A 12,937-nucleotide genomic window follows, 5' to 3' on the forward strand; every position below is an offset into this window, starting at 1 on the left:
ACCATGGGGACGATGACCCCGGAGAACGTAGACATGCCTGGGACTGCCTTTCTGCCTTATTTGCTACAGAAACAAAAGCTCTTTCTCGCTACCTGCCAAGTCGCTCGTTAACGTAGACGCCGCTGCTCTGGAGTGTGTCCAGAGCAAGCTTCACTACCTGCTCAACACTGAGAGAAGCATCTCCCTTCATCGTGGAGTAAACCTCGATGAGCATGGGAAGGTTGAGACCGGTCACAACGTGGTGCCCGTACTTTCTGGTAAGGGCCGAGAACACGTTTGACGGCGTGCCGCCAAAGAGGTCGACAAGGACGAGCGTGTTCTTGCCCGTCTTATCGAGAACCTCAGAGGCCTCCTTCGTGAAGCCCTCGAACGACATGCCTGGCATGAGGGAGACGATGGGCACATCGGACATGTCCCCATAAATCATCTCGGCGGACTTGACGAGTTCCTTTGCAAAGTTTCCGTGGGATGCGAGAACGAGATTCATTGTTCCTCCCTTCCGTTGAGGTCGAGGTGGTTAGTCCTTAAGGCCAAGCTGGGTAAGGATGACGTCAGTCGAGATTTGGCAGGTCCTCTTCTCGGCCTCGTGGGTTCTGGAGGCGGTGTGCGACGTAAGTAGGAAGTTATCGAGCGCAAGCAGCGGGTTGTCCTTTGCAGGTGGCTCGGTGGTGAAGACGTCGAATGCTGCAGAGCGGATATCGCCATCTACCAGCGCGTGATAGAGTGCGTCCTCGTCGACAACGCCACCACGGGCTGCGTTGAGCACACAGGCGCTGTTTTTCATGGCATTGAACTGTGGCGTGCTGATCAAGCTGCGCGTGCTGTCGAGCAGGGGCACGTGCACACTCATATAGTCGGACTCCTCAATGATTTGCCCGAAGGTGGCAACGGTAGCGCCATGCTCCCTTGCAGCCCCTTCGCTGATGGGGAAAGCATCGTATGCAAGCACGTCCATGCCGATACCCGTAGCAATGCTCGAAAGCTGCTTGCCAATGGCACCAAAGCCAACGATACCGAGCGTCTTACCAGCGAGTTCAATGCCTGTACGCTTCCCCCAAGAGCCAGCCTTCACGTCGCGGATGGTAGGGTAGAGGTTCTTCGCATCGGCGAACATGAGAGCGACCACGTGCTCGGCGACAGACAGCGAGTTAGATTCAACGGTTCGACCAACGTAGATATCATGCGCCTTAGCGTAGTCGCAGTCGATATTGTCAACGCCAACGCCAAACTTGCAAACGACTTTGAGCTTGGGCAGCCGCACCATCACGGGAGCGGACATGTCGTCCACGCCTACGATGATTGCGTCCGCATCCTTTGCCTTCTCGAGAAATTGCTCTGCCGTGTATGCCTTGCCCGTGTCGTTGTAATCAACGTCAAGACCCTTGGACTCCATGAGCTTGACCTCGTCAAGGCCATAGTTGGCAAAGCCGCGCGGAGTGATAAGTACCTTCATGAAACAGGCCCCCGAAATAAGATTTGATGTAGGCAATAAAGGGACCCAGCCCGCATGGCATAGGCCGGACGCGCAGGTCACTAAATGATTCCAAGCCCCGTAAGCAGGACGGCCGCAATCATCGTCACGATGATGATGCGCAAGTAGTGGGGACCACGCTTCTTGATGTAGATGTACATGCCCATAGTCACGGCAAACGGCAATAGCTTTGGCAGCATGGAATCGAGAACGGATTGGATCTCGACACCGCCAACCGTTGCGACGCAGGCAAGCTTTACGTACGAGGCGGACAGGCATCCGACCATGAAGATGCCCACGATGGTCGCAATGTCGATGACCTTCTTGATAGTGCCGGAGTGGAGGATGTCAGTGACAGCCGTACGGCCCATCGTGTAGCCCTTGCGGAACAGGAACCAGGACCAGACCATCGACCAAACGATGTAGATAATGCCCGGAATGAAAGCAGCGAAAACGCTGCCGCCAAGGGCCATAGGAACAAAGATTGCGAGTGGGATCGTAGCAACAATACCCTGGTCAACCGAGTCACCGATGCCGGCAAGAGGACCCATGAGACCAATCTTGATGGACTCGATCATGTCGGGGGTAATCTCCTCGGCACCTTTGGAACGCTGCTCCTCGAGGGAGATAACGATGCCATGGATGATGCTACCCCAATCGCAGTTCGTGTTGAACATGCTCGTGTGACGGGTCATCGCGGCCTGAAGCTCATCGGGATCATCCTTGTAGAGCTTCCGCATGACCTTATTCATAGAGAAGCCAAAGGCAAGCGCCTGCATGCGGTCAAACGAAACCGGAACCTCAACTGCAAGGCACCAACGCCACCAGGCGCCACGCAGGTCGGACTTTGTCAGAACGGAATCGGTCTTCTCAAGAGCGTCGTCAGAGACGACCCCCCCCCCCCCGAGTCATTTCTGTGTTCTCGCTAGTCATTGAGAGCAACCTCCTCGTCATCGGTCTGGACAAACAGGGACACGATCATCGCGAGGCACAGGCCAATGACCGCACCGGTGAGCATCGAGTACCCGGCAATCGCATAGGTAAAGAAACCAAGCACGAAGAACGGGAGGTACTTCTCCTTGCCCATAACCACAAGCGTCAGCGCGAAGCCGAGGGCAGGAAGGACGTTGCCCGCGTTAGCAAGACCGCTCATAACCCAATTGGGGATTGCATTGATGAATGCCTCGACAACAGCGGGGCCAAACAGCGTTGCCAGAAAGACCGGAGTGAAGTACAGAACGCCGTTGGTCAGCCAGGGCAGCAGAAATGAGAATGTCGAAAGCGCAGAGTAGTTGCGCTCTTGGACAAACTGGTCTGCCTTCGTGTTATAGAAGGAGTTGATCGTACGTCGCACGTTGTTGATAAGGACGCCGAGCACGCCAAACGGGACCGCAAGCGCAACTGCGGCGCTGGGGTCAAGCGAGTTGGCCAGTGCAGCCGGGATAGCGATGCACGCCGCAAGGCCCTGATCGGAGGGAATGTTGCCCCCCGCCTCAATGCCACCCATGTACATAAGCTGAATGGTTGCGCCCACCAGCAAACCTTGAGCAACGTCACCGTAAATGAGGCCAATGACCACGCCGAGAACCACTGGCTTTCTAAATGCGAACGAGAAGTAGTACCAGGCACGACCCATTGAGAGCCAATAGATCAAGCCAACGAGCACCGCGCGCATTATATCCATGCTCTGTCTCCTTTCTACGACGGAGTCGCGCTGGCCCCGCCATTAACCGGCTGTATTAGAACTTCGCCGCAATCTCATCGAGCTTTGCCGACGGGTAATCGGGCGTGGTCTGGAAGTAGACCTTGCTGCCCTGAGCCTGGATGGCGAGAAGGTCGTCGAGGTCCTTCTGGTCGAGCGTGATTGCATTGAGAACCGCTTTGCGTCCAGGGCCGCCACCAAGGCCACCGATCTGGATGCTGTCAAGCCTGAGTCCGGCATCAATGGCCCTCTTGAGCTCGGCGACATTCTTGAACAGGATGATGATCTTGTTCTTCTCGAACTCGCCGTCCCGCTGCGCCTTAACCGCACGGTCAACGTCGTAAATCTTGTTACGGATTCCCGTGGGGGCAGCCATCTTGAAGACGTACATCATGAAGGGGTCTTTGCTCGTCGACGTATCAACGGTAACGATCTCATTAGCGCCCGTCTGGGTGAGCCACCTCGTCATGACCTGGCCATGAATGAGCCTGAAGTCCACACGCGTGAGAACGACGCCCATAGTTCCAACCACCCTTCCATGAAGCATATGTGTGAAATGCCTTTCATTTCCCATTATCTTCTTGGTAAAAAATGGGTGATATAACTTTCTATTTCAATAGGTTAACGGTATTTATATTCGTTTTATCGGTTTTGATTCTAATTTATATCCATATTTATATTATTTTTATTCGTTATTAAATAGTTATTTTTAGACTGCACTTCGGATTTTGGACCAGAACTGTTAGTTTGTATACGGAGGAACGGCTCCGTCATACACATACCTGCTGATTTGATTTGTCTCCAGCAGGGACAATCCTTCTGGCGTGGCCGGTCTAGATGGACGCACTGACAAAATGGGTCGTCGCTTCATGTTCGACGACATTTGGCCGTTACGCCAAAGAGCCGATAACGCGTCTCGTTGAGGCGGGATGCGTTGTCAAGATGAACCCGTACCAGCGCCAGCTTTCACGGCGTGAGCTCACGGCTCTCGCGGTGGACGCCGACGTTCTGGTCGTGGGAAATACCGTTATTGACGGACCCCTGCTTACACGCATGCCCCGCCTTAAGCTCATTGTTCGCAATGGCGTGGGAGTAGAAAACGTTGATTTGGTCGAAGCCGGAAAGCGTGGCATTACCGTGGCCAACGTTCCAGGTGGAAACCGCGACGAGACCGCCGATCTTGTATTTGGGCTCATGATTGGCCTTGAGCGCCAGCTCTACGCAAACATCTATGGCGTTAAGCATGACACATGGAGAAAGTTCCCTGGCCACACGCTAAGCGGACAGACGCTTGGCATTGTTGGGGTTGGCTCCATCGGTATGGCAGTTGCGAGGCGAGCTGAGGGCTTTGGCATGAAGATCCTTGGTTACGACATCGCCGAACGCGAACTTGCAACTCTCTATGGACTCGAGTTCACGACGCTTAACGACCTGCTGAAGCGCTCTGATGTGGTAACGCTGCATGTGCCTCTTACCGACGCAACCTCAAACATGATTGGCTCGAAAGAGCTCCGCATGATTGGGCCCAAGGGATACCTCATCAATACCGCGCGGGCGGGAGTGGTGCGAGGGTCCGCACTGGAGAAAGCCCTGCTGTCAGGGGGTCTCGGGGGCTACGCAACCGACGTGTACGAGCGTGAGCCTCCTCGTCACAGTCCCATATTCGATCTTCAAAACGTGCTTGTGACGCCCCATGTCGGCTCGTCCACCTTCGAGGCAAACCTACGCATGGGAAACATTGCCGCCGACAACATTCTCGCTGCAATGGCAGGTAATCTTCCCCCCAATGTTGTCGACGCTCGCTCTGTTGCGAACTCCCTCCTCAAATAGCGAGCGCACCCAGACAGCCACCGAATACCACATCCTCTTTTTCATCAGGGGCAGTGGCTGGGGGCGTGCTCTGTCTACTCCCCGCACAATTAGCTAGAATGTCCTCATCACGGCAAGAAAAAACGAAGCCACAAACGTACAACAACGAGGAGACGCCGTGGGCACCGCCAACCCCACACAGAGCGCTGCACGGCCGGTCAGGCCCGGCGCGCGCCCCATCCCCGAGGAGACGCTCCTTGGACGCTACCGCGTGCTCGCGCGACGCGGTGCAGGCGGCTTTGGCACCGTCTGCACCTGCTGGGACACGCGCCTTCAGCGTCGGGTTGCCATCAAAAGAATCCCCTTGCTCTCAAACGAGGACCCCGGCGGCATTTCCGCATCCACAGCAGACGAGGCCTTGGCAGAGGCGCGCACGGCCTGTCTCCTCGCCCACCCAAACATCGTGACGGTCTACGACTTCGAGACAGACGGCACCTACGCATACCTGGTCATGGAGTTCGTGGACGGCCTTAACCTGGCAGAACTCCTCGCCCGCGTGGAGGGCGGCACCCTCACGCACGAGGAGTGCGCCCATGTTCTGCGCTCGGTAACGGCCGCGCTCGCCTACGCGCACGAAAACGGCGTGCTCCACATGGACATCAAGCCGACAAACATCATGATCGACCGTCAGGGCACCGTGAAGCTGGCAGATTTTGGCATGGCTACGCTGGCTTCCGCGGCCGGTTACGGCGGTGCCCGCGGTGGTACCGTTGGCTACATGCCACCCGAGCAGATCCAAGGCCTCCTTGTCGACGAACGCACGGACGTCTTCTCGCTTGCCGTTGTGACCTGGCAGGCGCTTACAGGGAGAAGCCCCTTTGCGTCCACCACGCCAAAAGGCTCGCTTGATGCCATAGCCCGCGGTCCCAAGCCCCCGCTCTCGATGCTCGACCCCGACCTCGCGGCAGGCGTCGAGGATGCGTTTCTCCGCGCTATGGCCCCCGCCGCTGCCGGGCGGACGTCCTCCGTCAAGGAGTTCGCTCGCTCCATCCTGCCTTCGCTGGGCGACGCCACCGAAGGCGCCGAGTCCCTCCGCGAGCTCGTCGACCAGTCCGAGAACGACGACCCCTCCCTTGCCGCCACGCCCTCCAACCTGCCGGCTCACGTTCGCATCCCCTGGCTTGCCCCTGCAATCGAGCGAGCGGCGTCCGCGGTCTGCACGTTCTTCGCGATGTATGCCATACTGCCGGCACTTCCGGGAGCCACAAGCACCTTTGCCCTGATAGGATCCATCGTCTCGGCTGCAGCCTGCCTCGCGTGGCCACCCATAGGCTCCGCCGCCGCAGGCGCCTCCCTGGTCTTGGCGCTCGCAACGGCACACGTCACAGCGGCATCGTTCCCGCTCGCCATCGTGGTGGCCGTTGCCTTTGCGGCCTGGTGGATATCCTGCGGCCACACGGATCACGTCTCCACAGCATCGATGCTGGCCCCAGCCTGCCTCAACTCGCCTGCCGCGGGCGTCGCCATCGCCGCCTACGGCATGGACCCGCTGCCCGCCGCCGCCACGGGCGCCACAGGTGCGCTCCTCTCGCTTCTTGCAAATGCCGCTGTCTCAAACGAGTTCTCGGCCCAGGCAATCGCGGCAACGCTCGTGCCCCTGCTTACGAGCCCCGCGACCTGGATCATCGTTGCCGGCTGTGCGGTTTCGGCGCTTGCGGCCTCCGCCATCGCTATGAGGGGAAGCGTTGCCTCGGGTATTGTGGGGCAGGTCACAGGTGCCATCTCCATCATCTTGCTTTGGCTTCTCGCCTGCAGAGTGGAATCTAGCGGGTATTGGCTTGGCCAGATGTTGGAGGGCTGTGGGCTTGCTGTATTCTTAAGTGTGCTTTTGTGTGTAGAAACCGTCCTGAGGGGTCCTCTGGACGAGGACCAAGAAGGCGAGGACTCAGATGAGCTTTCTCAGTGATTTCGAGGGCCGGATTAGCTCGGTCTTTGAGTCTGCCCCACAGGGTTATGCAGAGCCATTCTCGTTCAAGAAGCTCGCAAAGCATGCAGCCCGCAAGATGGAGGCCGAGACATACCGCATCGACGGCGTCGACACCGCGCCGGCGCTCTATACCGTCCTGGTTTCGGCCGAGGACGACTCCCTCATGCGCCCGCTCTACGAGCGCATCGACTATGAACTTGGCGAGTTCATCACCGAATCTGCCAACAAGAAGGGCTATGCCCTGGTAGGCAGGCCGCTCGTGCGCTTCATGGTCGACGAGTCCCTCAAGTCGGGCAAGTTCTACGTTGATGCCGAGAACGTCAACGGACAGACCCTCGCCCGCCTTCGTGAGGAGGAGCGCGCGTTTCTGGGTGGCAACTCAAGCGTGGGCGGAGCCGCTGCCATTGGCAAGCCGCGTCGACGTCCGTCCGCGGGACACCTCAGCCCCATCCCGCAACCCATGGCATCCGCATCTTCTCCGCAGGCTTCCCCCGGCGGCACTGATGCCGGCCTGGACGTTATGCCCATGGACTACATCGAGCCCGCAGGCGGTGTGATCCCCGCGGTGGCATCTCCCTCCTCGTCCACTCCTATGCCGGTACCCTATGTAGACGCCAGCCCATCGCAGGCTGTGCCACCCGTTGCCGTGCCGGTCATAACACCACCGGTCTCCAGCAGCCAGCAGGTGGTTCAGCCCGTTGCCGAGGCGGTCCAAGATCAGGCCCAGGCCGTCGCGGCGGCAGCGCCCCAGCCAGCGGACTTCCCCTCGCCCGCACAGCACCAGGCCGCACGCCAGGCCCCCGAGGTCGTACCCGACACCCGTCGTCGTAACGTCTCTGCACCCGCTGCCCCAGCACAGCCCGCTCCCCAGCAGCGCATTGCCACCTGCATGCTCATCGACCGCCAGAGCGGGCGCACCTACGCTGCCAAGGCCCCCTCTTGCCTCATCGGCCGCGAGCGCTCGCAGTGCGGTGTTTACCTGCGCGACCCCAACGTTTCTCGCCGCCACGCGGAGCTCTCCTACGACGGGAGCAACTGGCACATCGTTGACCTCAACTCCACCAACGGCACGCTCGTCAACGATATCGACGTAGATGAATGCGTCCTGTGCGACGGCGACCTCATCACCGTTGGCCTCGTGAACCTCGAGTTCAGGGAGAGCTAGGCCATGATCGACCTGATTCTCTTTGCAGGGCGAATCATCCTCGTCGTCCTGCTCTACGTCTTCCTCTTTGCCGCCATGCGCGCAGGCGTAGGCCTGGTGCGCGGGCAGCGCAAAGACACCGCCATCTGGTGCGTTGACGTTGAGAAGGGCTCGCGTGCCATGCGTGGCCTGCACGTAGACGTGCTCGGCCCCGTGGTTGTTGGCCGCTCCCCTTCCTCCGACATCGTAATCGACGAGCCGTACGTCTCGGCCACACATGCCCGCTTTACCATCCAGGGGCCGGCCCTCGTCCTTGAGGACCTCGGCTCTACAAACGGAACCATGGTCAACGGCCACGCGATCGATCAGCCCGTCACCCTTCGTGACGGCGACGAAGTGCAGATTGGCGACACCATCATGCGAGTGAGCCGTCAGTAATGGCCGCCGAGGACCCACAGATGAAGCCCCAGGACGCGCCAATGCAGACGGCCGTACCAGACGAAGCCCCCGCAGAGCCGGTGGGCGAGCATCCTGCTGTCGCCGAGGTGCCAAAGCCCGAGACGCCCAAGCGTATGACAGCCGACAGGCAATCCGTGCCCGAGGGCGTTCACCAGGAGCCCGTCTCGCCCGAGAGCGCCCAGCCACAAGAACCCGTCAACGCCCCAGGTCGTGCGGCCATCCCCGTAGAGGGACGCGCCGGCGCCGATGCCACCTGCGGCAAGAACGCCTTCATCGCCTGGGGTGCCCGCTCCGACGTGGGCCTGGTGAGAAGCCACAACGAAGACTCGTTCCTCATCCGCACGCCGTGCTTCGCGGTATGCGACGGCATGGGCGGCCACGCAGCCGGCGAGGTCGCAAGCTCCATTGCCGTTGAAACCATTGGCGAGAAGGCCCCTGCAACCGCAGACGACGCCCTTCTTGGGGCAGCGATTGAGGCAGCCAACCAGGCCGTAATCAAGGGCGCCGAGGAGGGACGGGGCAAACCTGGCATGGGATGCACCGCCTCGGCCACGCTTATCGACGGCAACCGCATGGCCATCGCCCACGTGGGCGACTCCCGCATCTACCTCCTGCACGCGGGCAACCTCGTGCGCGTGACACGCGACCACTCCTATGTGGAGGAGCTCGTCGACGCTGGCCAGATAACCGCCGACGAGGCCCGCGTGCACCCATCGCGTTCCATCATCACGCGCGCCCTGGGCTCTGACCCGGACATGTATGCAGATCACTTCTCCATCGAGGTGTCCACGGGAGACCGCGTCATCCTCTGCTCCGACGGCCTCTCGAGCATGGTGCCTGACAGCGAGATTGGCTCCGTTGCGGTCTCGAGCGCCACGCCGCAGCAGGCAGCGGACAACCTCGTCTCCACCGCGCTCACCGCAGGCGGCGCAGACAACGTGACCGTCGTAGTGGTGGACATCCTGAACGACGGCGTAGCAGCCGCGGCGCGCAAGCATTCGGTGGGCTTTGCCCTGCGCGTGATCACCGCCATGGTGCTGCTTGCGGTCGTGGTGCTCGGAGGCTTCTTCCTCTTTGCAAAGAGCGAGTGGTACCTGGGCGTCGATGGCGATACCGTAGGCATCTACCAGGGAATCGATGGCGAGGTCCTGGGGTTTTCGCTCTCAAGCCTGGTCCAGACGACAGCGGTGGAGATAGACGACCTGCCCGCAAACGTCGGCACGCAGCTACAAAATGGCGGCATTCACGTAGGCAGCGAGCAGGAGGCCCTCTCCACTGTTGAGTCATACCGCTCGCAGATAGACGCCGAGAAGACCAAGGCAGCCGAGAAGGCCGCAGAAGTGGCTGCCGAGGGCAACCCTACCGGAGAGGCAGCGCCAGAGGACGGCACCCAGACGGGCGAGTCGGGCACAGACTCCGCCAATGGCAACGCCTCGACAGACACCAGCACCACTGGAGACACGGCGCAGACAAACGGGGGTGAGTGACCGTGGCCAACGAGAGAACCCGCGGTGGCAACCGCAGAAACATGGAGCTGCTCTTCCTCTGCCTGGCAGCCGTGCCCGTGGTCCTGCTCTACGCCCTCTACGTTGTTAACGCCAGCGTCGTGCTCTCCCTAAGCACGCTCGCCGTTCCCGTAGGGCTCTTTGCGGCGTTCGCCGCGGCCCACGTGGCCGTGCGCATCCTCGCGCCCGATGCCGACCCCATCATCTTGCCTGTGGTCTTTCTCCTCTCGGGCATCGGCATCGCATTTGTCACGCGCCTTGCCCCAAACCTGGCAGACAACCAGGTCATGTGGCTTTTTGTCTCGGTCGCGGCAATGATTGCGACCCTCTTTGTCGCCCGCAGCCTCGACACGCTGGCCAGCTACAAGTACACGCTGGGTCTCATTGGCGTGGTATTGCTCCTGCTCCCCATGGTCATAGGCACCGAGAAGAACGGCAGCAAGCTCTGGCTCACCTTTGGGGGCTTCTCGTTCCAGCCAGGCGAGCTGGCTAAGATTCTTATCGTCCTCTTCCTGGCCTTCTACCTGGCATCCAACCGAGAGGCGCTCTCTGCCACCGCACATCGCGTGGGACCCTTCCGCATCCCGCGCTTCCGCATGCTGCTCCCCCTCTTCATCATGTGGGGCATCAGCCTTCTCATCGTTATCTTCGAGCGCGACCTGGGCAGTGCCCTTCTCTTCTTCATGTACTTCGTGGTCATGCTCTACGCGGTCACCGGCCGTTGGAGCTATGTCTTTATAGCGCTTGGCCTTCTGGTAGTTGGCTTTGTCTTCTGCTACCGCTTCTTCTCGCATGTCAAGGTGCGTGTGGACATCTGGCTTGACCCCTGGTCAGACGCCCAGGGCAGCGGCTACCAAGTTGTCCAGTCGCTCTATTCCATTGTCGACGGCGACCTGGTGGGCACGGGCATTGGCAAGGGCCTGCCCACCCTCATCCCCTTTGTCGAGAGTGACTTTCTCTTCTCGGCCATCGCCGAGGAGATGGGCCTTCTGGGGGCCAGCGCCATCATCATTCTCTACATGCTCTTCTGCGTGCGCGGCTTCGCAACGGCGGCCCGCGCCAAGTCCGACTCCTCCGCCTTTGCCGCTGTGGGTCTGACCACGGTCATCGGCTTCCAGGCGTTCCTCATCATCGCTGGCGTCACCAAGCTCTTGCCCTTGACGGGCGTGACGCTTCCCTTCATGAGCCAGGGCGGCAGCTCACTGCTCTCGAGCTTCATCATCGTGGGGCTGCTCCTACGCGCAGGCGACGAGGGCACCGGACGAGAGGCGCAGCTCGTTGCCAGCGCCGCCGAGGACAACAATGGGCGCGTCTCGCTCCTGGGCGCCCACGCGTCGGCCTTTGTCCATGGTTCGCATGCACGTGGCCGCTTCGAGATGCAGGGCAGCGAGTCAGGCATCCTTGGCCGCGTGGCCTTGGGCAAGCGCCTCACGGCGCTCATCACGGCATTTGCGGTGCTCTTTGCCGCCCTCATCGCCAACCTCACCTATCTCCAGGTCATCGATGCCGGCAACATCCAGAACATGTCATCCAACAACCACACCATTGCCAAGAGCGCCTACGTGCAGCGCGGTGCCATCATCACATCCGACGGCGTAACCCTGGCCGAGAGCCTGCGCCAAGAGGATGGCACCTACCTGCGCTCGTATCCGCAGGGGTCTCTCGCCGCGCACACCGTGGGATACATCTCCACGCGCTATGGCACCTCTGGCATCGAGTCCACGATGAACGACACGCTTACGGGTAGCCACAACTACTCCGACTGGAAGAGCGCACTCTACTCGCTGGCGGGAGTGCAAGAGCCTGGCAACACCGTGGCACTCACGATCAACTCGCAGATGCAGCGTGCCGCCGAGTCTGCCCTCGACGGCTACACGGGCGCCGTGGTGGTGCTCGACCCGTCTACCGGAGCCGTTCTTGCCAAGGCAAGTGCACCTACGTACTCCTACGATGACCTCGACAGCATCATGGGCTCCAGCGGCACGGGCTCCCAGCTGCTCGATCGCACCGTGCAGACGCTCTACTCGCCCGGCTCCACCTTCAAGGCGGTCACGCTCTCGGCCGCTCTCGATACCGACACCACCACACTCGACACCGTCTACAACGCCGGACCCGCGCTGACCATCGGTGGAGCCGAGGTGAGCAACTACGGCTACAACGACTACGGCACCCCCACGCTCAGGGAGGCCTTTGCCCTCTCGTCCAACACGGTCTTTGGCCAGGTGGGTGTCCAAGTGGGTGCTTCCAACCTGGTGAAGTATGCCGACGCCTTTGGCTACGGCACCAACGTGGGCCAAGACTTCAATACCGTGGCGTCGCTCATGCCCGACCCCTCGGAGATGACCGAGTGGGAAACGGCATGGGCGGCATGCGGCCAGCCCGTGGGCCAGCACAAGAGTCCCGCGGGCCCGCAGACGACCGTGACGCAGAATGCCATGGTCGCCCAGGCGATTGCCAACGGTGGCGTGGTCATGAACCCCTACGTGGTAGACCATGTGCTCTCCCCCGAGGGTGCCACGATCTCCACAACCCAGCCAAAGTCCCTTGGGCAGGCCATCTCTGCCGAGACCGCCTCCCAGGTCAAGGAGGCCATGCTCGGCGTTGTTGACCACGGCACGGGCACAAGGGCCAAGGTCCAAGGCGTCCAGGTCGCCGGCAAGACCGGCACGGCCCAAATCGAAGACGGCAAGATCAACTCGTTCTTTATCGGCTTTGCGCCATACGACAACCCCACGCTCGTAATCTCTGTTGTCATCGAGGGAGAAGATGGCGCCGACGTCGAGGGGTATGCCGCCGGAGTGGCGGGGCAGGTCCTTGCGAGCTGCCTTAACATCCAGGCTCTTGGCGCAAGCTGATGGGA

The 12,937-nt window shown here is 60.5% G+C and carries 11 protein-coding genes; 6 read left to right on the forward strand and 5 right to left on the reverse strand.

Features of this window, described 5'->3' with window-relative positions:
- Positions 1-88: 88 nt before the first annotated feature.
- From ACO59D_RS09485 to ACO59D_RS09505, 5 genes are all read right to left on the reverse strand, one after another.
- The gene (locus ACO59D_RS09485) at positions 89-487 is read right to left on the reverse strand and encodes a PTS sugar transporter subunit IIA (protein ID WP_130811440.1); all 399 of its coding nucleotides are present in this window, start codon (positions 485-487) and stop codon (positions 89-91) included.
- A 30-nt stretch (positions 488-517) separates the two neighbouring features.
- Positions 518-1,453 carry a phosphoglycerate dehydrogenase gene (locus ACO59D_RS09490; RefSeq protein ID WP_485126764.1) on the reverse strand — a complete coding sequence of 312 codons (936 nt, stop codon included), beginning with the start codon at positions 1,451-1,453 and terminating at the stop codon, positions 518-520.
- A gap of 80 nt (positions 1,454-1,533) precedes the next feature.
- A complete protein-coding gene (locus ACO59D_RS09495) occupies positions 1,534-2,325 on the reverse strand; it encodes a PTS system mannose/fructose/sorbose family transporter subunit IID (protein WP_485126783.1) in 792 nt (263 codons plus the stop codon).
- A gap of 71 nt (positions 2,326-2,396) precedes the next feature.
- Positions 2,397-3,155 carry a PTS mannose/fructose/sorbose/N-acetylgalactosamine transporter subunit IIC gene (locus tag ACO59D_RS09500; RefSeq protein WP_130811443.1) on the reverse strand — a complete coding sequence of 253 codons (759 nt, stop codon included), beginning with the start codon at positions 3,153-3,155 and terminating at the stop codon, positions 2,397-2,399.
- A 55-nt stretch (positions 3,156-3,210) separates the two neighbouring features.
- Positions 3,211-3,720, reverse strand: coding sequence for a PTS sugar transporter subunit IIB (locus ACO59D_RS09505; RefSeq protein ID WP_485126765.1), 510 nt, complete (start codon positions 3,718-3,720; stop codon positions 3,211-3,213).
- Between the two features lie 395 nt (positions 3,721-4,115).
- Here ACO59D_RS09505 and ACO59D_RS09510 point away from each other — a divergent pair, with 395 nt between their 5' ends.
- The 6 genes from ACO59D_RS09510 (at position 4,116) to ACO59D_RS09535 (ending at position 12,932) form a co-directional block, all read left to right on the forward strand.
- Positions 4,116-5,003 carry a phosphoglycerate dehydrogenase gene (locus tag ACO59D_RS09510; RefSeq protein ID WP_485126766.1) on the forward strand — a complete coding sequence of 296 codons (888 nt, stop codon included), beginning with the start codon at positions 4,116-4,118 and terminating at the stop codon, positions 5,001-5,003.
- Positions 5,004-5,160: 157 nt separating this feature from the next.
- Complete coding sequence (locus tag ACO59D_RS09515; protein WP_485126767.1) at positions 5,161-6,948, forward strand: serine/threonine-protein kinase; 1,788 nt, start codon at positions 5,161-5,163, stop codon at positions 6,946-6,948.
- Positions 6,932-8,134, forward strand: coding sequence for an FHA domain-containing protein (locus ACO59D_RS09520; protein WP_485126768.1), 1,203 nt, complete (start codon positions 6,932-6,934; stop codon positions 8,132-8,134). The genes ACO59D_RS09515 and ACO59D_RS09520 overlap by 17 nt, the downstream gene beginning before the upstream one ends.
- Positions 8,135-8,137: 3 nt before the next feature.
- Entirely contained in the window at positions 8,138-8,551 is a 414-nt protein-coding gene (locus ACO59D_RS09525) for an FHA domain-containing protein (protein WP_485126769.1), read from the forward strand.
- Entirely contained in the window at positions 8,551-10,059 is a 1,509-nt protein-coding gene (locus ACO59D_RS09530; RefSeq protein ID WP_485126770.1) for a Stp1/IreP family PP2C-type Ser/Thr phosphatase, read from the forward strand. Before ACO59D_RS09525 ends, ACO59D_RS09530 begins: the two co-directional genes overlap by 1 nt.
- A 41-nt stretch (positions 10,060-10,100) precedes the next feature.
- Positions 10,101-12,932, forward strand: a complete 2,832-nt coding sequence (locus ACO59D_RS09535; RefSeq protein ID WP_485126784.1) for an FtsW/RodA/SpoVE family cell cycle protein — start codon at positions 10,101-10,103, stop codon at positions 12,930-12,932.
- The last annotated feature ends 5 nt before the right edge of the window (positions 12,933-12,937 follow it).

It is taken from the genome of Tractidigestivibacter sp., assembly GCF_057241865.1.